Source organism: Sphingomonas sp. SORGH_AS_0438 (genome assembly GCF_031453475.1).
In the GTDB taxonomy this organism is placed as follows: domain Bacteria; phylum Pseudomonadota; class Alphaproteobacteria; order Sphingomonadales; family Sphingomonadaceae; genus Sphingomonas.
In genome coordinates, this window is record NZ_JAVIZS010000001.1 from 3,692,532 (window position 1) to 3,712,950 (window position 20,419).

Consider the following 20,419-nt stretch of genomic DNA (forward strand, 5'->3'; position numbering starts at 1 on the left):
ACGACCGCCGGTCGCACCGCCCCACGGACAAGTCAGACGCGGACGCGTCAGACCGAGATGGTGATGCCCTTGTCGCGCAGGCCCTCGCGGATGCTGGCGAGCGTATGGCCAGCGCCGAGCACCAACGCCTCACCGATCAGATTGCCAGTTTCGATCACGATGGCGTCGACGTCGCCAGCGGTGGCATCCACCGCATAGGGCAGGACGAAGTCGGGCGCTTGCGAACCATCAGTCGCGGCAGCGGCCGACAGCGTCGCCTTCTTCGACGCGGTGATGGTGCCGAGGACGGAGCCGAAGGCATAGACGCTGCCGGCGAGCAGCGTCACCTTGCGGGTGATGGGCGTGCCGGCACGAACGAGGGAATTGGCGACGGGCGACGTCTGCGACGCGCTGCCAGCGGACTGGTACATGAGCGGTTCCTGATAGTTGGAGGACGGGATCAGTCGCGCTTCAGATGCGCGAGGCCGGGATGGTTGGCGGCGGCTGCCAGGCCGAGGATGCCCTTCGACAATTCCGCAGCGGTCTTCGGCTTGCTCGGGTCGGCGGTGGCGGTGCTGGCGCGCTGCTCGGGGAGCTGCTCGGCCGACACGGCGCTATCGCGCAGGTCGGACATCGACGCGCCGCGCGTCTTCGCCGCCTTTGCTAGGCCGATCGCGAAGGCGCCGGCCTCCTGTCCGTTCTCGATCGCCTTGCGCAGCGGTGTCGCGAACACGCTTGACGGGCACAGGTCGGCGAGCGCCAGGATGCGCTTGCGCTCGGCCGCCGTCGCGGCCGCCGCCGGATCGGCCGGCTGATCGGCCGAAGCCGCCGCCTCGGCCGCCGCAACCTTCGTCTTCAAGCCCGCCAGCTCGGCTTCGTCGGCCGTCTGCGCGGCTTCCTCCTCGGCGGTCAGGTCGCGATTCTCACCGAGCGCGGTGTTGATGCGGGTCTCCATGCGCGTGGCGACCGCACGCGCCTGCGCCCGAAGGGCTTCCAGGTCCATTGTCTACTCCATTGGTGCGGGCGCACATCGCCCTCGGGAAAAATCAGAAGGCGGCGGCCTGCGCCTGGGCGCGCCGGCGCATCAGCGCCAGCCGGGTGCGGCTCGACGAATATTTCGCCACCACCTCGCGCAGCGTCATCACGCCGTCGGTGACGCCGGCGGCCGCCGCCTGGGCGGCCGAGAAGGTGCGGCCCGATCCGTGAATGCCCGGCACCGCCGCGGCATCGATGCCGCGACCGCGCGCGATCGCCGCGATGAAGGCGAGGTTCATCTCGTCGATCTCGGCCTGCAACTCGGCCCGGTCCTCGTCCGACAGCGGCGCGTAAGGGTGGCCGGCGATCTTCTGCGGGTCGGATGCGATCAACGTGGTTTTCATGCCGATCTTGTCCTCGAACCCGGACATGTCGACATGGCCGCCGCGCACCCCGACCGATCCGACGCCGCCGCTGGTCGAGGCGTGATAGGCGGACGCCTGCGTCCCCACCCAGTGCGCGGCCGAATAGGAATAGGGGCTGGCGACCGCGATCACCGGCTTGCGCTGGCGTACCTCGAAGACCGCGTCGCCCGCCTCGGCAGTGCCGAACACCATGCCGCCCGGGCTCATGATCGGGATGATCACCGCGCCGACCGAATCGTCGTCGCCGGCCTCGCGCACCTGGTCGGCGAAGCGTTCGGTCGAGGTGCCGCCATAGCTGCCCCGGGGCGACAGCGGCCCGGACAGCGGGATGATGATCGATCCGCCCTCCCTGACCGGGTCCTGTGGTTTGGCGGCGGCCGCACCGCCCCCGATCGCCGCCAGCGCCTTCAATGCCGCCGGCATCATCGCATCGAGCGACCCGCGTTTCAGGAGCGCGCCGAGTGCGTCCGGATGCATCGCCCAAAGGGTGCGCGCGCCGAAAGTCTCAAGCATCCTGATTCTCCTGCTTGTCCGCCGGTGCCTCGTCGGACGCCGGCTCGTTGTCCGGCTTGCCACCGGCCGGGGCCTTGGCGGCGCCGGCGGTGGTCGGGACCGGCAGGCCCTCCGCCACCCAGGCGCGATGCTCCGCGCCGCGCCGCCGGATGTTCTCGCGGAAGCTGCCGCCGGTCAGCTCGGCGGTGATGTCCTCGCCGGTCCGCCAGCCATGCGCCTCCTGCACCTCGAAACCCTTGGCCTCCTGGAGCGGATTGAGGCTGATCTTGCCGTCGCCGCGCCAATTCGCGCCCAGCCAGGCGGCGCGCACCCGCAGGTCGCTGAAGAAGCCGGGCATGACATAATGGCCCAGCACCACCTGCTCGGCGACGAAGCACAGATAGGTGAGCGCGCAATCGTCGCTGGCGAACCAGGCGCGATCGGCCCGCACCTGCATGTAGAGCGCCTCCAGCTCGGCCTTGCTCGCCGTGTAGCTGGAATTGAACATCAGCATCAGCGCGCCGGCCGGGATGCCCAGCGCCGCTCCGATCTGGCGGACGATCGCCTGAAAGAACGGGTCGAACGCCGAATTCGGCCGGCCGGGCGACTTGATCTCGACGTCGCTGTCGCTGTCGATCTCCATGATCGAGCCGGCTTCGAAGCGGTACTGGCTTGGCTCGGGCGCGGCGGCATAGGGCTCGCCACCCTCGACGCTGACGCCGCCCTCGCCTTCGCCATAATCCGGCTCGGGCATGGGCTGCGCGCCGCGCGATTTGTAGACGACCGCGATCATCGCCGACATGACGGTCGCGTACAGCTCCGCGTCCGACGCATCCGAGATCATCTTCAGCGGTTCGATGATCGTCGCCAGCATGCCGACGCCGCGATCCTGCTCGGGCCGCTCGCGCTTGAAGACATGGACGACGCGCGGCAGCGCCAGCTTGCGGTCCCACGCTTCAATCCGCTCGGGGATCAGCCCATCGTCCAGTCGCAGCATCAGGTCGCCTGGATGCTGCTTCAGGATGTGATAGGCGACCGGCGCGCCCCATTCGTCCGTCTCGACGCCGCCGGCGATCTGGCGGCGCGGTGGTCGGGTCGATCGCGCCGTCCGCCACGGTCGGCGGATTGCACAGCCGGTCGGCCTCGATCAGCTTCCAGGCGGTGGCATGGACGCGGCCGGGCTGGTCCTCCGGCATGACGCGCAGCTTGATCATGTCGCCCGAGGTGATCGTGCCGCGATAGGCGACCGCCTGGAGGCCATAGCCGGTCGACTTGCGCTCCGCGTCGACGTCCTTGGACGCCATATAGGCGTCGAAGTCGATCGCCAGGCGCCGCTGCCAGGCGTCGACCTCCTCGGGCGTCAGGCCCAGCGCCTCGCCATCGATGGCGGGGATCGCCATCAGGCCGGTGCCGATAGTGAAGGTCACCATGCGGTTGAGGGCGGCGACCGCGATCGGCGCGTTCATCGCCGCGTCGCGCTGCTCGGCGCGCAGGCGATCCGAGCCGGGGATCATATCCGCATTGGCGGAGCGGCCGCGCGCGAAGAAGCCGCGCCGCTTCTGGCGGTCGCCCTGGCCCCCGCGATAGCCTCCGGTCCCGAACATCGACGTCGACGCCGAGATCGCTGCCCGGCCCGCCAGCCGCTCGGCCCCGGCCCGGGGCGAGAACCAGGCGACCGCCCGGTCGAGGAGATTGGGGCGAACGTCGATCGCCATCAGCGGCTCCGATAGACGCCGCGGCGGACGCGACCGACCGCAGGCAACCGGACGCCGCCCAGGCTGCGGAGCTTCTCGTCCCAATAGGTCAAGCCGGCCCGGATCTCGCCGAGATCCGCGCGCGTCAGCTCGCGGCCATCGGCGAACTTCACCGACTGGCCCGCCAGCACCGCCTTCTCGGCCTCCAGGTAATAGTCGACGCGCTCCTTCGCGACCGCGATCGTGATGCCTTCACCGGCCATGCCTGTCTCCTTCAGCGGGGTCGGACGACGCGGATGCCGCGCCGGGCGCCGGGCCGTCCTGCCGGCCGGTTGCCGCCCGGCCGGGTGACCACGACCCGCTCATGGCCGGCCGGTGCCGGCGGGGTGGTGTCGGGATCGTCGTCCCCGCCGGGTGGCAGGGCGACGGCGGGCGCGGTCGGCTTGGGCGGCCGCGCCCAGGCCGGCACCCGGGCCAGGTTCTGGTCGAGGCCGCAGAGCCGGACCATCACCACCAGCGCGTAGATCAGCAGATCCCACGTCTCGTTGCGGACGCCCTCGGGCTTGGTCCAGACGCCCTCGACCACCTCTTCGGCGCGCAACTCGGCGACGTGCTTCTCATGAGCCTTGTCGGCGAACTCGCGCGGCAGATCGATGAAGGCCGGGCCCGACGTCGGCCGGCGCATCCGGATATCGGCCATGAACTTGAAGCGGTTGACGTTCGGGATGAACAGCTCGCACTCCGGCGCGTCCTTCACCTGCCGGCGCGCATCGACGGTCGGGCCGGGCAGCAGCAGCTTCTGGGTCGGCTTGCCGCCCTTCAGCAGCGTGATCGCCGTCGCCGGCAGCGCCGCGCGCCCCTCGCGCTGGCTGCCGGCCATCATGTCGTGCCACCAGGCATAGGCATTGTCGGTCGCGTCGTCCGATCCGCCCGTGTCGATGCCGGTGCACAGGATCTTCATCAGCCGCGACGGGTCGCGCTGGAGCGGATAGCGCCGGCGCAGGACCTTCTCGTACAGCACCGCCCAATGCTCGCGCCGGGTGAAGGGCGACAGCTTGGTGATGCCGTCGGAGAGCGTCAGGATGTCGAAGCGGTCGATGATCCAGGCGCGATTGCCGACACCGTGGCCGACGATCATGACCGAGAAGCGGTCGACGCCGAGATCCACCGTGGCGGTCAGCGCCACCACCCCGTCCGGCACCTGCCCGATATGATAGGTGGAGGCGCGGGCGCGCTCGACCAGCGTGTCGACCGTCACCGGCGCGTCTCCGCTCGATCGGGACACGTAATTGCGCCCGACCTTGGTCTGGAAGAAGGACTTGAGCGGCCCCTCGTCCTGATGCTCCTCGAACCGCAGCTCCGCCTGGCGGTACTGGCGGGCGAGCGAGGACCACGGCGCCAGGCCGAAGGTGCCGTCCCACCAGTAGCTGTCGATGCTGTTCGGTTCGAGCAGGCCGGTCTTGCCGGTTTCCGTCTCGACCGCCCAGGACACCGCCGTCTCGCCCTTGCCGACCCAGCGGCCGGTCGCCATCAGCGCCGGCTTCTCGTCCTGGACGTGCGGCCGGCCGCAGGACGGGCAGCAGAGCAGCGCCGATCGGGCGGCCTCCATGGCGGTGCCCGCCTGTTCGAAGCTCAGCCGCTCCCACGCCATCTCGAACGGGTCGTGGCATTGCAGGCAATCGACCCACCAGCGCTTGCTGGTGCCCGAGGCGACGAGCGGCTCGATGCCGCGTTTCGGTCCCTTCTTGGGGCTGGAGTTGACATAGAGCTTCCAGCCATAGCCCTGGAAGCTGGTGGTGCGCCCTTCGAACAGCGACACGGCATCGCCCTGGTCGCCGATGTCGTCGGGGAAATCGTCGTAATCGTCCTGCCGGCCGCGCGAGAACGGGCGAGCGCGGAAATTCGCGCCGGTCGGCCACAGGAAGTGCCAGTCGCAGCCGCGGAACTGCTTGAGGAAGATGTTGTCGGCGCTGGCGCCGGTGAGCTGGCGCTCGGCGACGTCGGGGCATTCCTCCAGCAGCTTGTTGATCTGGGTGGTGACGTAGGAAGCGGTCAGCTCCTTCGTCGGTGCCCAGAAGCCCATGTCGGCCGGATCGTAAATGACCGAATGGAGCTGCCAGTTGTTGCCGACCTCGGACTTGCCCATCTGGCTCGGGCTGATCACCGCCACGATCGAGTAGGGGCTCGTCATCGCCAGGTTGTTGGTCGGCTCGACCAGGTGCTGCATCGGCTCCGGGCTGTCGCGCCACGGGCCGCTGTACGCGCCGGGGTTGCGCAGATGCCGGTGCCGGTTCGCCGCCTCGATCGGGGTGATCTTCTCGGGGAAGCACACCTCGCGAAAGCCGCGCAGGATCACGTCCCGGGCGTTTGCGAACTGGGGCGGCTCCCGTTTTCTGCTGCCGGACGAGGGTCAGCGCGCCGAGGCGTGGGTGCGGCTGGGCCGCGCTATCCTGCATCGGCGTCGGCAGGCACGCCGATCTTCGTGACGAAGGCCATCAGCCGCTCGGCGATCAGCGTCTCGATCCCCGCCTCGACCTCGCGGCCCAGGTCGAACTTCTTGCGGATCGTCGGGCCGATCGCCTGGAGCTGGCGGCGCAGCTCGATGACCGCGTTCATCATCGCGCCCTCGATCTCGTCGGCCCGGCAGAGCAGGCCCTTCTTTTCGAGGAAGTCCATCTCGGCCTCGCCGGCCTTGTACTCCTCGTACCGCTGCCTGCCGGTGAGATTCAGGCCCTCGTCGCTGCCGACGTCGCCCAGCATCTGGAGGCGCCATTCCTCCAGTTGCCGGCGCCGGATGTCGTCAGGGCCGGACGCGCCTGCGGTTTTCCGCGTCCGATACCAGGCGAGCGCGCCCTTGGCCTCGATCTGGTAGCCAACGCCCGGCCGGCCGCGCACCCGCATCCAGTCCGCGTCGACGGGCGCGGTCTTCAGGTGCGACCGCATCGTCTCGGGCGTCACGCCGCACAGCGCGGCGAACTCATCCAGCGAGACGGTCAGATCATCGGCGGGCTTGGCCTTTTTCGAGGCCTTTCTGGCGGTTGCGCGCGGCTTCGGTGCTTTCGCCATGGCACCTCCCGCACACGCTCAGCGGCCCGCCCGACAACCCAAAGGCGTAACAACAAGGCGTAATGGTTTTCGACACGGGAAACGCGCGCGGGTCGCGCCTTCGCCCCCCGTATCGGTCCCGATCGCCAGGGAGGACCCAAAGGGGGGTCTAGCGGCGCCGGGAGCTGAAGCTGGACCGTGACGTCACCGAGGTGATACGCGTCACGGTCTTGGTGCCGCCGAATACTACGCGCCTGGTGGTGTTCGTCGTCACAGTAATACGGCGGACATGCTTACGGCTGCGCTGATAGTTTGCGATCGGACGGCGGTAGCCACGATAGCTCCTGATCTGACACGATACCAGCTGCCGCCGGCCTGTGCGCCCGCGCTTGCGGTTGTCAGGACGATGCGTCGGCGGTGCCCACTTCTTCCTAGGAGCAGCCTTGGCAGCCGAGGCTTGGGGCTGGAATGGCATGCTTGACGCACCTTGATCAAAGTTAGAGTGGCTGCACCTCAACGTAGGCAGAGGCTGAGGTATGCGGTGAGACTCTGGACGGCTGAAGATGACGAGCGGCTGGTACGTGCGCTTCAAGCAAAGACATCTATTGCAAAAATTGCTGCCGATCTTGATCGAAGTCGAGCTTCGATAGAAAGACGAGCACGTAACTTTGGATTTTCGCAATTAAACACGCGTACCCGACCGTAGAAGATCGTAGCAAAGCCTATTTGCTTGAACGTTGAATTAATGTCGGGCGTTGATGCGCGGCACTTTCTATGGCTCGACATGCACCGGGCAACGGGGAGACCGTGAGGCGCACGGCCGACGCGTGAGTCGGATCGTCGAGAATCGCCTGGACCTGCGCCATGGGGCTGACCGCCTGGCGCACCTGGATGGCGACGAGGAGCGGCACCATCCGGCCGCCGCGAGGGATGACGGGGAGCCGGCCGGTCAGCACCGGCCACGCACGACGGCGCGGACATCTGCCGAGATCTGCTCGACCATGTCGATGCGCTGGTCGGCCACCTCGATGGACAGCGCCGGGCTGTCCATCATGTCCGCCACCTCCAGCAGTTCGAAGGCATGGATGCGGATGCGATCGCTCGGGCTGACATGCTGGGGCGGCGACGGCACGCGGCGTCGCAACGGGGATGCGGCCATCGCCATCTCCGATCTGGAATTTCGGGTAACCGCAGGACACCCGCCGGCACGCATGGCCGTGGGTTTGGTGGCGGGGAGCGCAAGGACACGAAGTCCCAGATCGTCTAGCCCCAGGGCCGCTCAGGCGGCGGTGCTCTTCCGAGCTGCAGCTTCATCTACATCAAAGGGCGACAGCCGCCAAGCCTCGATCTCCCAGGCATATGACCCGCCGAAGGACACCAGGGCCTTGCGGCCCAGGCCCTTGACCACGGTGCCGACCAAGCCCGCCAGCGAGGGAGCCTCAGCGACCACCACCTGCAACCCCGCGGCGAAGTCCCGCCGCTCGGCGCGCAGCGCCTGGAGGCGTTCCCGGGCCGCCCGACGCGCCGCCCGGTCCCGCTCCGCCTGGCGGCGAAGGCCAGCGATGTGGATGCGCTTGGCCTCGGCGCGGGTCTCGGCGGTCCGGATGGCCTGGAGGAGCGCGGCCTCCTCCTGCTCGGCCTGGCGCAGGCCGGACAGCTCGCCGGCGCCGATCAGCGGATATCGATCGCCGTCCCGGAACAGCGAGAAGGCAGGATGCGGGCTGACGCCCTCGATCCGCTGGTCCATGGCGATCGTCGCCAGCTCGGCCATCGCCGCGACCGGCGCGAAGACGATGGTCGGCAGGATCGGCGCCTCGATCTCGACGACCGGCTTGCTGCCGTCGATCAGGCGACAGCGGCCGGGCTTCTCCCGGCGCATCGTCCTGCGCGGCGTCCAGGCATCGATCCCGGCCGCCACCAGCGAGTCCGCCAGGGCAAGCGTCCGCCCGCCCGAGGTGCGCAGGATGCACCAGCGATCATGGGCCATCGCGTCAGACCGATGCGATATCGATGGAGATCGCGCGCCACTGACCATCCGGCACCGGCCGCTGGTAGAAGCGGGCATATTCGCGGCTGCCGACGACCCGCATCGACTCCCGGATCGCGTTCATCGCCCGCAGCCAGCGCGGGTCGGTGATGTTGACACGGAGGAGCATGAGCAGCTCGCTGCGGTTGATCTGGCCCTCCTTCTCGACCGAGAACACGCGATTGACGATGGCGCGGATCTCGGCGCCGCTGTTGCCCGACCATTCCATCAGGCATTCGTCGATCAGCGCCTTCGCCGCGAGCAGCTCCGGACCGAATTCCGTCCGATCCGCCACGGCAATCTGGATTTTCCGGCAGCCGTTGAACGACGACAGCGTGATGTTGCCCTTCTTGCCGCCGATGAAGGCGCCATGCTCCTGCGCCAGCAGCTTCTGGAACGCCGCCACCTTGTCGAACGTGCTGGCCCGGAAGGTCGCGATCAGCGCACTGACCTGCTCGGCCTCTTCGATGATCTCCCGGACCATCTCGTCCATCAGCCAATCGATCGGCTTGACCATCTCGATCGGCACCAGATTGGTCTTGGCATCGCGCAGATACAGCGCGCCGCCCGCCTCGACCGCGTCGGGATGCGCCCGCGCGCTCACGCCGCGATCGCCGTCGATTGCGGGTCGAGGAGCAGGCCGCGCACCTTGGCGAGCGCGTCCTCCGCGCGGTGGCCGCGCTCCACGGCATCCAGGAGCTTGCCGAAGTCCGCTTTACCCATCGTGACGCCATATTCGTCAGCGGCATCAGCGATCTTCCGCATGGCCTCGATATCGTACCGCATTGCTGGTCCCGCTCAGTTCACCTCGCGATTTGCCAGGATCAGCGGGATGATCGGCAGGTGCTTATTTGTGCAGGGGTGCACATTTAGTTTGCCCAGCGGATGGGCGTGGTTCCAGCCATGCCGCCCGAGTGTGTCGGCAATCAGCACGCGGCAGCGGTGCGCGTCCCGGATGCGAATGCCGCGACGCGAACCGACGTCCCGCTCGATCGCGCCGATGCGGACGAGCTGGTCGACGAGCTGGCGCACCCGTGATCCGGTGACATGCGGGCGCATACCGCGTCCGATCTCGCCATAGCTCGGGCTGGTGCCCGTGCGTTCGATGCGCTCCATGATGTACGCCAAGGCCTCAATGCGCCGCGGCGCACCGTGGAACGCGGATGGCTCCCCCACAATTCCTCCATGACACCCCCGTCACGGAACATAGGGGGAATTGCACCGTGTCGCCAGCGCGAGGAACGACGCGCCGTCCCGCCCCGGGCATGTAATCGCCACGGCGCTGGAGGCCGGCTGCGACCGTGATCCAGGGCGCGGCGGACAATCCGTCCGCCGCGCCTCTCTTTTCCCCTCCTATGGAGCGGCTGTTTGAAGCGAACGTACCCCGGCCGTACCCCAGCATGACGAGGACGAATTGCAACTACGGTGATGTGGGCAGAACGCGTAGGTTCATCTTCGATGCAGTTTTCCCGCAAACGATCAAGTTTCGGGACCGCTTCAAGGTTGGAGTGGCCGATCTGGCTCCGCTGCCTTGCTCACTTCAGGGCTCGTTCCTACAAGAGACCATGTCACATAACAGGCCCATGCCAGCTAATCCGGCGAATGCTCCAAGCACCCGCTTCTTTCCTGATGTGGGGATCATCGCGAACATGCGCGTGCTGGATGTGGGATGCGGCAACGGTGATCTGAGCCGGCTTGTGGCTGGGTTGGTCGGCCCGGGAGGCGAGGTTGTTGGTGTTGACAGGAGCGAGGAAGCGCTAGCGTCGGCACGCGCTGTACCACCGAACACGCAGGCTGCTCCGATCCATTATCAAACCGCCGATCTGAGCGGTGAATTGCCCGATCTTGGCGTGTTCGATGCGATCGTCGGCCGGCGCGTGCTGATGTACCTTCCGGATGCCGCTGCAACGCTGACCCAGCTGGCACGCTTCGCAAAACCGGGTACGATCCTGGCTCTGCAGGAACATGCCCGCGCCGATCTCCCGGCCGGCACCAACGCTCTCCCGGTGCATCGGCAGTGCTACAGAATGATGTGGGACACCGTCGCCGCAGAAAAGGGAGACGTCGCCCTCGGCTATCGCCTTGCGGCTCTGATACGCACAAAGGGGTTTGCGATCGAGCATGCACGCAGCGAGGGCGTTCTGATCCACCCTTGGGAAGAATCCTTCCTGCCGGCGCTCATGCGGATCATGCTGCCACGCATGGTCGAGCACGGCGTCGCCCAAGAGCAGATCGATTTGGATATACTCGCTCAGCACCTTGATGACGAACGTCGAGCAGCGAACGGCACGATCTTCTGGGATTTGGCCTTTCTTGTGTCGGGCCGTTTCGAAAGCGTCGGATAATTCGAACGACCTTTCCAGTTGGGATCGAATATCGGGAAAAGCGACCTGACCAGCGAGCAGGGCCTACCCGGCGTTGCGGCGCAAAGTCCTCTCAATCAACCAAAGGTGCAGAAGCTGCACCGCGACAAGTGTGACACCGGTTCCGACCAGCACGGGGAATACAAGTGACTCCTGCCCGGCTCGGGCAGGAACATTCAACGCCATGAATACCTGAAAGCCAAGAACGCCGATTGCCAAGATCGGTATGAAGGCAAGCGCAACAAATCGGGGCGCGGACCAGTTCACTGCCCCTGTGATCCCCCACTGCATTGGAAGTCGGCTCTCGTTGCGAAAGCGTGTGTTCGCGCGGTAAGCTAAGGCGGAAAGTATCACGACAAAGACTGCCGAAACGACAAGCATACCCATAGACCGGCCCCTTCACGGATCGTCGTAGCATATTACCGACACAACGTCTCGCCTTCCCGTTTAGGAACGGCCGGCGAGACAGCCGGGCCATTCCCGTTGGGATGGTTGACCGGGAGTGAGCGCGTGATGCTTCCTCTGGTCTACTGTCTGCGCGGCCCTTATCCATGCCGTGTCGCGACCCTAGGTCGCTGTTACGAGATTGCTCATCCGATAGCATTCAGGGATGCAATCCGAGAATACAGCCTTATAGGCTCTTGTTCGGCTGTTCGGTTAAGGCCGAGATCACACACGAGACTTGTATGACAAGCGACGATTTTGAGATACTGCTTGATTGTATGATCGCATCGATCGCGCTTTCTGCGGCGATTTATAGTTTAGCATTCCTCCAATCATACGTATCGTTTATTGGCGGTGCGCTTGTAAGTGCATTTATATTCAATACGAGAAATCATAATCTATCCGACAATATCGGACTTGACCTCAAGAACGCTCACTACCTCATCATACCAGCGCTAGTCCTGAGCATAATTTGGCTCGGCGCCTTGAACGTAAAGGAATCTCAATCCTCCTGGCCTGTTATTGCTGGCCTAGCGTGTGCCACGCTGTACATTAAGGATGCTCTCCGAATTTATCAAAAACGACGATGACGGCATTCTCAATTTTTCCCACAAGTGAACCCGTGGTGGGAATGCGGACCTACCGACCGCGCTGACAGGCGTCCGGATCATACGCTTTCCCAAAATCTGTTCCCAATTGCTCTTTCCCGAAAAGGCATGTTGGAGACGGAGAAACGGGAAAGATCGCGCTGAACGAATGGCCATTTTCGGGAGCCGGGATCGCCAGCCTGCTCGACTGAGATTGGGCGTGGAACGGACGCGGCACGTGTCGGACACACCCTCCGCCGCACGCTGCTTTCCCTCTCATACTATAAGGCTGAATGAAGCGGATATACCCCACTGATACCCCGCCAAGGCTGCGGCTCTCTGTGTCCGGTATTGGGAGGAAAGCGGAACGGCAGCTTTCGGACACGCCTAGGCGAAAGTCGCCGTTCAAGCCCCTTTGATCGAGGCGTGCGTCGATCTGATTTCCACGGCTGCGGGTTGATGCCCCTCGTTCCAAATCGATAACCAAGCGTCGTCGAACCAATCAAACGAATGAGGATATCCATCTTCAAGTGTCACGATTGCTTCTCCACCAACCGGAACCTCGAATCGGTGGCAGATCGGCTCGATAAAGATCGTCAGCAGCTGATCGCTCTTGTTTCGGATTGGCAGCCTCAAACGTCATCCTTCATATTGAAGGACCCATGAGCGGGACTCGAACCCGCCAAACGCTCCGATTGCTCGATGCGCCCACTCCGACAGCGTCAGGGCCGAGATCAACTTACCGGATGGACGAGCGTCCGCAATATGGCGAAGCTAGGCTGGCGTTGAACGTCTGCAATTGGGCGAGAATTGCAAGCGGCAGGGGATCGAACCCGCACCCGTCGCCGGGATCGCTGTAGCGATACGTCTACCAATTCCGTCACGCTTGCAGCAATGGTTTACCGCTTGATCGGGTTGATAGGCAATGTCCGGTTTCGGGTAGCGCGAACGGACCGCTGAAAGGCAAGAAGTGGGCGAAAGCGGACATGGTCTGCGGCGGACAAACCCTCCGCCGCGAGGCTCCATTCCCCTCGTATGACCGCCCACGAATGCCCGATCATACCCCAGCGATACCCCACCTAATTTGTCGCAGTCTTTTGTGGCAGAGAGACACGAACTTCCATTTTATGAAGGACGCGAGTTAGTTAATCCAATTTGGAAATAATTAATTCGGGTTGATCATTGTTCATGTGCGGCTACGATAAATTATCCCACCGTGGGATAAGGAGATGTGCAATGGCTTGGTTGAAGTCAATCGCCTCTTACGCCATCATAGGCGTAGCAGTAACATCAGCATATTTTCCAACTGCGGCGACCGCCCAGGAAGCTGACTATGACCGTTGCGTTCAGGGATGCATTCAGACATGGGGGGCAAGTTCACCCTACGCCAACAATCTAAGGTTGGCTCAATGCGTAAACATCTGCGAGCAGCGCTATCTAGGTGGGCAGGGTCCGAACCCGCCGTACGTACCACCTTATAAGCCGCCAGAGATCGATTACGAGTAAATCTTCAAAGTGCGGTAGGGTGGACACGCAGCCCTGCCGCACATGGTTTGTAAAGGGCGGAGGCATCCTCCGCCGCAATGCTCGGTTCATCCCCTATGAGTGACCAAGTGAAACCAATTGTACCCCAACGATACCCCCCCGGCAGATTGGTCAGTCACAGTCAGTTATACATAGATCGCAAAACACGACTCACTCCTACTTCAAGGTTGGATTGAGATGGAGCTGTGACTCAGTGCCGAGGTGGCCGGCTGGCAATCCAGCAAGCCGTTCTACGATGCTAGGTGCAAGGCGAAGTCGATTAAGTAGCTCATCTCTGGCCAACGCCCCAGACGTAATTACCAGATCGGCAACCTTCCCAAGCAGCAGAGGTTGTTCCAGAGGAATGCCGCCGTCACCGTCCAGCGGTTCTGACTTCCTCCATTTTTTGAATGAAATCTGCTTATAGAGATTGGTCACCTGCTGATCATCGAAAATGCCGAGATCGCGACAACGATATACCATAGCCTGGATTGAGACCTTCCATCGACGCTTTAAGTCGACAAAGGCCATAATCCGGGGTGAGTATACCTCGTTTGGAAACGACTTACGCGGCAACAGAAAGGCACTAGCAAAACGATCAGCCTCCGACTCGATTTCCCGTAGGCGATCCTTGTCCTCTGTTTCCTCAGCGCCAATCCACCGATGCAGGACAAGGTGGCCTAATTCGTGTGCTGCATCAAATCTAGCCCGCGCGCCGCTGCTCTTGTCAGAAGCAAGAAAGATAAACGGCTTGGATCCGCTCCAAAACGAAAAAGCTTCGACATTCTCGCCAGGCATCTCCAATCGGCAAACGATGACGCCTTTTGTTTCCAAAAGGCGAACAATATTTGAGATTGGACCTAAGCCAAGTCCGAAATGCGATCGTACCTTCTCTGCGATCGTCTCAATTTCCTCTTCGTCATAAAGAGAGTCGGTCGAGCGTTCTGGCTCAAAGGCAGGGAGATCAACCGCCGGAAAATTGGCAAGGTCGTTAAACGCAAAAGCTGTCTGCGCGAACCATTTCGCGTGAACTGCACAGGCGGCGTTTCGCTTTTTCGTATCCGCGCCAGTTTTGCGGAAAAAGTTTGTGCTGAAGGGGCCGAAAGACGTCGGGCTTTCTGCTGTGAAATAGCTAATTGGCTGTTGAAGAACATCTGCAATCACGCGCATGGTGCCGGGTTCTGGAACTTTATCTCCCTGCTCATACGCAGAAATAGCCTGACGGCTGACATTTACTTCAGCAGCTAGCTCGGTTTGATTCTTGCCGCATGCTATGCGTGCCTCTGTCAGGCGCCCAGGAATCAAGCGCCGCCCGAGACTTTCGTCGCGAGCGGCAACTGGAAACTGGAAGACGTTGTCGTTAAGCGTCATTGTCCCTCCGCCACTGCTCAAGATCTTGCTTGAGCAGGTTCAGCGCGTCGAAGTCGGTGTCTGTGTTCTCTGCGGGCGGTAGGTCATCCGCCAGCTCATGAGGCAATCGCATCAAATTAGGAGAAAGGTAGCGAAATCCCCTTTGGTGGGTAGGATGGGGAACTCCAAGGTGCGCAAATTCGAGCGTTTGATAGCCATGGGTAATCAGGAGATGAGGAAGCCCTTTGATATGCTGTTCCGCTTCAAACTCGGGCAAATCAAAGCAAGGCTCATTGTTCAGTCGGCCATTTTTACGAAATTCGACGCTACGCGGTTGCTTTTCCGGCGCGGCCACTTGGCTGATAGAAGCTACAGAATGAGATAACCTAATTTCTAGGTAACGGCCAGTGGGCTTTGCGAATGACTTCCATCTATAATCGAATGGCAATCGACCGCTTTCGATGAGGCGAACGAAGCCCAGATCGATCGCCCAGGAGATCAGCCGACCACGATTATCTTTGGCGCTTTCAACCTGAAGGATAGGCTCTTCGGCTGCCAGCAGCCTCGCTGCTTCGTACGCCGTCACAAGCGTGGTTGGGATCAACGGCCAATACTGACGCGGAAATTGGTCCATCAGAAACAGCTCAGGACTCACATTTTCCATATCGGCTCCGAAGCGAACAGCGCTGCGCAACCTAATCCGAAAAATAGCGCAATTTGTCAACCAGAGAACGGTGTTGTGATCGTTGCATTGGTATCACTCGAAAGCGCATGTGCGCGCTGGAGGACATCCCCTCCGCCGCGCATGTCTTGCCACGTCACGAGGGCCGCGAGACGGATACGAATATACCCCTCGTATACCCCAAAGCTGCAACTCGGGGATAGGCGCTCCACTCACCTCGCCTGCACGTCGCGTTATCCTGCGCAGTGCTCGATGCAGAAACCAGGACGTTACAACAAACAGGAATGTTGCAAAAATTCATTGCATAAAGAAGTGCAATCTCGCATTTCCCTGCAATGATCGCATTGCTAATGCTCGCTATTGCCTCCGCTGGGGGTATTGCATCAACTAGTTCGCTTTGCCTTCCAGCTCGACCTACCTCGTCGATCCCTCCTGCTTCTCGGATAGAAGCACATAAGATGCTTCGTGAGGCAATTGGTGAACCGATGCCGCAAGCACCCACAATGGTCATGTTGCATGGCAAGGGCGGACACCTCGCGACGAGCGAATACAGCATTATCGTCGTTCGAGGTGGCGATGGGATTTGGCACGGAACAGCGGTGGGCCGCAGTCAAATATGGATTAAAGACGCTCCTTATTCACCCATGAAGCGAGCGGAATGGGAGTTGGATCAGGTTGCGGCCCGCCAGCTTGATAAAGCCATATCTCACCGTTGCCCCTCCGTTCGTAAGACCGTCAACGGGCAAGGCACCTCGCAGCCACCAGCGCCCCAACTCGATTACATGACGGAAAGTATCGACGTCATTCGGCATGGGCGTTCATTGCCTGCCTTCTATGCTTATGAGGGAGACGGAGCTATCGCCGCCCTCATTCGACCCAAGCAATGATGTGACTGGTTGATTCTATTAGACTAAATTATCTCTTCGGAGATGAGAGGTTCCCAGATTGACGAACGCCATTCTAAGCTTTCGCAATTAGCTATCAGCTGGCCAGCTACGCGGCGGACGGACCGTCCGCCGCGCTAGACAAGCCCCCTCGTAACGGGCGTGAGTTTCGTCTCGATATACCCTATCGCTACCCCATAATTAGACACTGGGGGAGCAGGCGCTACCGTGCCAGTCGGAGGCGCAGAAGGTTGGCGGCTGTTATGGCGCCAAAGGTCACAAAGAGACTTCCGCACAGCACATATTGCGCTGAGCCATTAGGCAGTGGGTCGGTGCCAATCAGTACTCGCACCAGCATCAGGGTTCCCAGCCCAGTGACGAACATCAAAACCGGCCAGAGTGCGACCTTGACGCACAAGCGATCTGCTCTCGTCATCGACTATCTCCTGGGCACTTTGGTTGGATGGTCATATCACTTGGTATTGACGTCGGCTACTGGGGCGGGAGCGGGCACGATCGCGGCGGAGAAGCCCTCCACCGCGCCAGCGCGTCCTCCTCGTAAAGCGTCTCACGGCAGGTAAGGCATACCCCGCTCATACCCCATTCTGGGCGACCGTGTGCTAGCGTCCGAGTTTGGAAGGAAAGCGGACGGTCAGCCGAACCACCTATCATGCATCGCGTGGATGAAACTGGCGTCAGCGACGGGAAAGCCAGATGCCGAGCCGAGGACCGAGTCAATTCCGCAAAAAGGGCAGAGCGCGGTCCCTCTCTCGTCCTCAACCCATTCTGCTACATCAATGACCGAAAACGTCTTTTCACAATAGAAGCAGCAGCAAACGTCGCTGTGTTCCAACTCCGCTCGGTGATTGGCTGAATGGCGGTGAGCAGCGTCGAGCGTGATGCGTGGGAAACCCATGAACGCAGTATCGGCTGGTTCGCGAGTGTCTGCAACTGGGCGCTAGCAGACCGACCGGGCGTGGTGGATTGCGGACATTGGCTCAAAATGCCAGCATCCCATTATGCCTCTATACGAGCCGATCGAAACAGGCGTTCGCCTGAACGCTCTTGCCAGCGACCTCCTTTCAATTCGCTGGGAGACGAACGCAATCTCTGCGGACTTCGTCTTACCGGATGACGATGAGCACGTTCTTCGCATCTCCTTCGACGGCCCCTGCATCGTGCGCCTGCTCGATGAAATGGCACTATCCACCGAGAAAGACGACACACCGGATAAAGGGCTGGTCCCCAATCACTTCGCATACCGTCTAGAAGGCGCGCACTTTGCCTGCTCTCAATCCGAGACATGGAGGGAAGTCAGTGCCCCTGTGGGCCAGTCAGCCATCCATTATCGGTTTGTCACAGGCTGGGCCTGCATGGATGTTTTGAGCGGCGCAATTCCATCCTTTTCGATTGCTGCCAAGGGTAGTTGAACGTCCGCAACTGGGCGTTAGCGGCATGACCGCTTTTGGGAGGATTGCGGACGTTCAGTGACCAGCGGATCGCATGTTGCCGCGAGAGCGTCACCGCCGCTACTTATCAAATATGTTGGATGCAGTCGTACCACTCGGCACCTTGGCGATCATACTGATGTTCGTCGCGCAAGTGCGCCGCTTGATTTCCCATGCGATTTTGAACCGGACGATCCGAAAGGCGCTAGAGATTGACCCTCCAAGTGCGCGTCTTTTGATAGAAAAGCTCGACCCTCGGCCACGCTGGCCTGACGCTTTAGCGGGTTGGATCATGGTGGTCGCGGGGCTAGCACTCGCGGCCGCAGCCATATTTGCCGCAGCGCCCGAACGCACCGGGGCGCTTCAACTGGCCGCCATAAGTGTCGTCGTCGGTGGGGGCATTCTATTGTATGCTTGGTGGGTAGAACGGGCCACCCCTCGCCTGTAGGCATCGTTGCCTAGAGACGGCGAGACGGAACGTCCGTAAGTGGGCGTTAGCGGACATGGTGCGCGGCGGAGATAACATCCGCCGCGTGCCAAACTCTTCCTTATGCAGGAACAGGCTCAGGTCGGAGACATACCCGAGACGTACCCCATGCGCGAACGTCGGGCGGACGGAATACAGGAACGGAAGGGCGACCATAAACAAGCCTTCCACACACTACTCTGTCCGCCTTGGGCGCATGGATTGGTACGGAACTATATAGTCAATCCACTCTAGGTTGCAGTGTTCCAAAACGGCACGCACCTCAGCAGACCCCAATCCTATATGAATCAACCGGTTGACGATAGTGAACAATCGATTAATGAAATAAAGCAACACCGGTTGCACTTAGCCGTGGTTTTTTGGGGGGATGTCATGATTTCATTGAAGACGGCCGCATTGAGCGTAACCAGTGCAATCGTTGCGGTTTCGGCCGCTACCGGGGCCCAGGCTGCGGTTATTAACTACAGCTTCTCGGACGCCTATTACGAAAATGTCGCTGATAGCGCAGCATTGTCGGGTACGTTTACGTGGGACACCGATCTCGACCGCATTATCTCTTCGAAGATCGGTTTGACCGGACACCGCGGAAACACCATCGTCGAATGCAGCAATTGCACGACTGGCATTTACGACCCGGAGCATTTCGCGATCAACTTGGGTGGCAACGCTCTCTATATCACCTTCGCTGACTCGTTGTCATCGGGTGGTAACGTCGCACTTTCTCTCCGCGCGGCCACGCAATCCAATGAGCCGCAATATCAGGGGCGCTCCAGTTTCACGACGGTTCGTGGTAGCGCCATTGCGGCTGTCCCGGAGCCTGCGACGTGGGCGTTGATGCTGTTGGGTTTCGGGATGGTCGCGGCTTCCGCGCGCTACCGCCGCAAGACGGCGACTGTGACCTTCGCTTAATCTTCACCTCGCCAATCCATAGCAAACCACCGGTGGAAACGCCGGTGGTTTCTGGTGATGCCAGTTCAAGGCGTCCGGTGAGCGCACCTCCACTTGCTTGATATGTGCGAGGAGAAACGGGTCCGGGTCGCCAGTCGAGCTATCTACGACTGTTGGCCTGTCCGCGTCGGGAACACCGGCCCACGCACCGTCATCTTTTCCGCCGGATAGGGCCGCTGGAGGCCGACCACATCCTCATAGCTGCCCGTCAGCCACCGGTCCCAGTCCGCCTCGGGCAGGATCGTGATCATCGCCTTGGGGTGGATCGGCGCGACCAGCGCGTTCGGGTCGCAGGTCACCATCGCGAAGCCGGTGCCCTTCGCCGTCTGCTGCCAGAAGCCGGCGATCGCGAACACCGGCTGGTCGGGCACGGCGAACCACATCTCGCCCTTGATCGGCGGCCCGTCGCCGACCCGGTGCTTGTCCGGCGTCCACTCGCAGAACTCGGTCAGCGGCACGAGGCAGCGGTGCTGCGGCTCGGCGGCGAGCCGGCGCCATTGCGGCAGGCCCAGGTTGCGCACGTTCGTCATCGGCCATGGTGCCGCGCCGCCCAGCACGTCCCACAGCATCAGGTCGACCACCCGGGCCTCACCCGCCTGGCGGACGACGAAGGCCTTGCTCTTGGGGAACAGCTCGACCGGATCGCGGTTCGGCCGGACCACGCCGTCCGCCCAGCCGGCCCCGAAGCGTTCGAACAGCGTCTCGGGATCGCTGGCCAGCCGGGCGCGGTTGCACATGCAATCAGCGCCGCGCCGTGACCGGCACGGATGGGCGGCTTGGGATCGGCGTCTCGGGCGCGGCCGGCGGCCCGTCCAGCGATGCCGAATGCCGGGTCGCGTGGAGATGTCGCAGGATCAGCGCCAGATCGCGCTCGGTCAGCCCCGATGCCGGATCGATCACGCGCCCCTCGGGCAGCGGCTCGACCCAGGCCGCCAGACGGTTGCATGCTGCGCCCAGCGCCGGGTCGGAGGAGTCGTCGAAGTTAGCCATGCGCAGAAACTATGCCTTTGCAAACGTGGTTCAAGCTACGTTCTGCTCAAAACATTCACCCACACACCTGTTCTTA

Annotated in this window: 23 protein-coding genes and 1 pseudogene; 4 read left to right on the top strand and 20 right to left on the bottom strand. The window is 62.4% G+C overall.

Going from position 1 to position 20,419, the window contains the following annotated elements; genetic code table 11:
• Window positions 1-47: 47 nt before the first annotated feature.
• From QE452_RS17370 to QE452_RS17430, 13 genes are all read right to left on the bottom strand, one after another.
• Complete coding sequence (locus tag QE452_RS17370) at window positions 48-410, bottom strand: head decoration protein (protein ID WP_309660081.1); 363 nt, start codon at window positions 408-410, stop codon at window positions 48-50.
• Between the two features lie 29 nt (window positions 411-439).
• Window positions 440-982, bottom strand: coding sequence for a hypothetical protein (locus QE452_RS17375; RefSeq protein WP_309660080.1), 543 nt, complete (start codon window positions 980-982; stop codon window positions 440-442).
• A gap of 43 nt (window positions 983-1,025) precedes the next feature.
• A complete protein-coding gene (locus QE452_RS17380; protein WP_309660079.1) occupies window positions 1,026-1,892 on the bottom strand; it encodes a S49 family peptidase in 867 nt (288 codons plus the stop codon).
• Window positions 1,885-2,946, bottom strand: coding sequence for a phage portal protein (locus QE452_RS17385; protein ID WP_309730570.1), 1,062 nt, complete (start codon window positions 2,944-2,946; stop codon window positions 1,885-1,887). The genes QE452_RS17380 and QE452_RS17385 overlap by 8 nt, the downstream gene beginning before the upstream one ends.
• A complete protein-coding gene (locus QE452_RS17390; RefSeq protein ID WP_309730440.1) occupies window positions 2,828-3,586 on the bottom strand; it encodes a phage portal protein in 759 nt (252 codons plus the stop codon). Before QE452_RS17390 ends, QE452_RS17385 begins: the two co-directional genes overlap by 119 nt.
• Complete coding sequence (locus QE452_RS17395; protein ID WP_309660077.1) at window positions 3,586-3,828, bottom strand: hypothetical protein; 243 nt, start codon at window positions 3,826-3,828, stop codon at window positions 3,586-3,588. The genes QE452_RS17390 and QE452_RS17395 overlap by 1 nt, the downstream gene beginning before the upstream one ends.
• Before the next feature lie 11 nt (window positions 3,829-3,839).
• Window positions 3,840-5,921 (bottom strand): terminase gpA endonuclease subunit, encoded by a 2,082-nt coding sequence (locus tag QE452_RS17400; RefSeq protein ID WP_309730443.1) that lies wholly within the window; start codon window positions 5,919-5,921, stop codon window positions 3,840-3,842.
• An 89-nt stretch (window positions 5,922-6,010) separates the two neighbouring features.
• Window positions 6,011-6,631, bottom strand: a complete 621-nt coding sequence (locus QE452_RS17405) for a hypothetical protein (RefSeq protein ID WP_309660075.1) — start codon at window positions 6,629-6,631, stop codon at window positions 6,011-6,013.
• A 928-nt stretch (window positions 6,632-7,559) separates the two neighbouring features.
• Window positions 7,560-7,769: a hypothetical protein gene (locus tag QE452_RS17410; RefSeq protein WP_309660074.1), complete on the bottom strand. Its 210-nt coding sequence runs from the start codon at window positions 7,767-7,769 to the stop codon at window positions 7,560-7,562.
• Window positions 7,770-7,889: 120 nt separating this feature from the next.
• Entirely contained in the window at window positions 7,890-8,597 is a 708-nt protein-coding gene (locus tag QE452_RS17415; protein WP_309660073.1) for a hypothetical protein, read from the bottom strand.
• 4 nt (window positions 8,598-8,601) lie between these two features.
• Window positions 8,602-9,240: a DUF3164 family protein gene (locus QE452_RS17420; protein ID WP_309660072.1), complete on the bottom strand. Its 639-nt coding sequence runs from the start codon at window positions 9,238-9,240 to the stop codon at window positions 8,602-8,604.
• On the bottom strand, window positions 9,237-9,422 hold the full coding sequence (locus tag QE452_RS17425) for a hypothetical protein (RefSeq protein WP_309660071.1): 186 nt from the start codon (window positions 9,420-9,422) through the stop codon (window positions 9,237-9,239). The genes QE452_RS17420 and QE452_RS17425 overlap by 4 nt, the downstream gene beginning before the upstream one ends.
• Before the next feature lie 12 nt (window positions 9,423-9,434).
• Window positions 9,435-9,752 carry a hypothetical protein gene (locus tag QE452_RS17430; protein WP_309660070.1) on the bottom strand — a complete coding sequence of 106 codons (318 nt, stop codon included), beginning with the start codon at window positions 9,750-9,752 and terminating at the stop codon, window positions 9,435-9,437.
• Between the two features lie 185 nt (window positions 9,753-9,937).
• Between QE452_RS17430 and QE452_RS17435 the strand changes: the two genes are divergently transcribed.
• On the top strand, window positions 9,938-10,981 hold the full coding sequence (locus tag QE452_RS17435) for a methyltransferase domain-containing protein (RefSeq protein WP_309660069.1): 1,044 nt from the start codon (window positions 9,938-9,940) through the stop codon (window positions 10,979-10,981).
• 63 nt (window positions 10,982-11,044) lie between these two features.
• Here the strand turns inward: QE452_RS17435 and QE452_RS17440 are convergent, their stop codons facing one another.
• From QE452_RS17440 to QE452_RS17460, 5 genes and pseudogenes are all read right to left on the bottom strand, one after another.
• Window positions 11,045-11,386: a hypothetical protein gene (locus tag QE452_RS17440; protein WP_309660068.1), complete on the bottom strand. Its 342-nt coding sequence runs from the start codon at window positions 11,384-11,386 to the stop codon at window positions 11,045-11,047.
• A 1,049-nt stretch (window positions 11,387-12,435) separates the two neighbouring features.
• On the bottom strand, window positions 12,436-12,666 hold the full coding sequence (locus tag QE452_RS17445) for a hypothetical protein (protein WP_309730447.1): 231 nt from the start codon (window positions 12,664-12,666) through the stop codon (window positions 12,436-12,438).
• Between the two features lie 175 nt (window positions 12,667-12,841).
• Window positions 12,842-12,920: pseudogene (locus QE452_RS17450) on the bottom strand.
• A gap of 811 nt (window positions 12,921-13,731) precedes the next feature.
• On the bottom strand, window positions 13,732-14,925 hold the full coding sequence (locus tag QE452_RS17455) for an XRE family transcriptional regulator (RefSeq protein ID WP_309660067.1): 1,194 nt from the start codon (window positions 14,923-14,925) through the stop codon (window positions 13,732-13,734).
• Window positions 14,915-15,598: a hypothetical protein gene (locus tag QE452_RS17460; RefSeq protein ID WP_309660066.1), complete on the bottom strand. Its 684-nt coding sequence runs from the start codon at window positions 15,596-15,598 to the stop codon at window positions 14,915-14,917. Before QE452_RS17460 ends, QE452_RS17455 begins: the two co-directional genes overlap by 11 nt.
• Before the next feature lie 446 nt (window positions 15,599-16,044).
• Between QE452_RS17460 and QE452_RS17465 the strand changes: the two genes are divergently transcribed.
• The 3 genes from QE452_RS17465 to QE452_RS17475 all read left to right on the top strand — a co-directional run bounded on the left by QE452_RS17465 (window position 16,045) and on the right by QE452_RS17475 (window position 19,314).
• Window positions 16,045-16,473: a hypothetical protein gene (locus QE452_RS17465; RefSeq protein ID WP_309660065.1), complete on the top strand. Its 429-nt coding sequence runs from the start codon at window positions 16,045-16,047 to the stop codon at window positions 16,471-16,473.
• Between the two features lie 1,016 nt (window positions 16,474-17,489).
• Entirely contained in the window at window positions 17,490-17,900 is a 411-nt protein-coding gene (locus QE452_RS17470; protein WP_309660064.1) for a hypothetical protein, read from the top strand.
• A gap of 787 nt (window positions 17,901-18,687) precedes the next feature.
• Entirely contained in the window at window positions 18,688-19,314 is a 627-nt protein-coding gene (locus QE452_RS17475; RefSeq protein ID WP_309660063.1) for a PEPxxWA-CTERM sorting domain-containing protein, read from the top strand.
• 143 nt (window positions 19,315-19,457) lie between these two features.
• On the opposite strand, the gene QE452_RS17480 is transcribed toward QE452_RS17475, so the two are convergent.
• Window positions 19,458-20,090 carry an SOS response-associated peptidase family protein gene (locus QE452_RS17480; RefSeq protein WP_309660062.1) on the bottom strand — a complete coding sequence of 211 codons (633 nt, stop codon included), beginning with the start codon at window positions 20,088-20,090 and terminating at the stop codon, window positions 19,458-19,460.
• Between the two features lie 4 nt (window positions 20,091-20,094).
• Window positions 20,095-20,343, bottom strand: a complete 249-nt coding sequence (locus tag QE452_RS17485; protein WP_309660061.1) for a hypothetical protein — start codon at window positions 20,341-20,343, stop codon at window positions 20,095-20,097.
• Window positions 20,344-20,419 lie beyond the last annotated feature (76 nt).

Excerpts from the sequence above, each read along its gene's own strand:
- QE452_RS17370 (WP_309660081.1), bottom strand. The coding sequence starts at position 410 with ATGTACCAGTCCGCTGGCAGCGCGTCGCAGACGTCGCCCGTCGCCAAT.
- QE452_RS17375 (WP_309660080.1), bottom strand. The coding sequence starts at position 982 with ATGGACCTGGAAGCCCTTCGGGCGCAGGCGCGTGCGGTCGCCACGCGC.
- QE452_RS17380 (WP_309660079.1), bottom strand. The coding sequence starts at position 1,892 with ATGCTTGAGACTTTCGGCGCGCGCACCCTTTGGGCGATGCATCCGGAC.
- QE452_RS17390 (WP_309730440.1), bottom strand. The coding sequence starts at position 3,586 with ATGGCGATCGACGTTCGCCCCAATCTCCTCGACCGGGCGGTCGCCTGG.
- QE452_RS17395 (WP_309660077.1), bottom strand. The coding sequence starts at position 3,828 with ATGGCCGGTGAAGGCATCACGATCGCGGTCGCGAAGGAGCGCGTCGAC.
- QE452_RS17405 (WP_309660075.1), bottom strand. The coding sequence starts at position 6,631 with ATGGCGAAAGCACCGAAGCCGCGCGCAACCGCCAGAAAGGCCTCGAAA.
- QE452_RS17410 (WP_309660074.1), bottom strand. The coding sequence starts at position 7,769 with ATGGCCGCATCCCCGTTGCGACGCCGCGTGCCGTCGCCGCCCCAGCAT.
- QE452_RS17415 (WP_309660073.1), bottom strand. The coding sequence starts at position 8,597 with ATGGCCCATGATCGCTGGTGCATCCTGCGCACCTCGGGCGGGCGGACG.
- QE452_RS17425 (WP_309660071.1), bottom strand. The coding sequence starts at position 9,422 with ATGCGGTACGATATCGAGGCCATGCGGAAGATCGCTGATGCCGCTGAC.
- QE452_RS17430 (WP_309660070.1), bottom strand. The coding sequence starts at position 9,752 with ATGGAGCGCATCGAACGCACGGGCACCAGCCCGAGCTATGGCGAGATC.
- QE452_RS17440 (WP_309660068.1), bottom strand. The coding sequence starts at position 11,386 with ATGGGTATGCTTGTCGTTTCGGCAGTCTTTGTCGTGATACTTTCCGCC.
- QE452_RS17455 (WP_309660067.1), bottom strand. The coding sequence starts at position 14,925 with ATGACGCTTAACGACAACGTCTTCCAGTTTCCAGTTGCCGCTCGCGAC.
- QE452_RS17465 (WP_309660065.1), top strand. The coding sequence starts at position 16,045 with ATGCTTCGTGAGGCAATTGGTGAACCGATGCCGCAAGCACCCACAATG.
- QE452_RS17470 (WP_309660064.1), top strand. The coding sequence starts at position 17,490 with ATGCCTCTATACGAGCCGATCGAAACAGGCGTTCGCCTGAACGCTCTT.
- QE452_RS17475 (WP_309660063.1), top strand. The coding sequence starts at position 18,688 with ATGAATCAACCGGTTGACGATAGTGAACAATCGATTAATGAAATAAAG.
- QE452_RS17480 (WP_309660062.1), bottom strand. The coding sequence starts at position 20,090 with ATGTGCAACCGCGCCCGGCTGGCCAGCGATCCCGAGACGCTGTTCGAA.
- QE452_RS17485 (WP_309660061.1), bottom strand. The coding sequence starts at position 20,343 with ATGGCTAACTTCGACGACTCCTCCGACCCGGCGCTGGGCGCAGCATGC.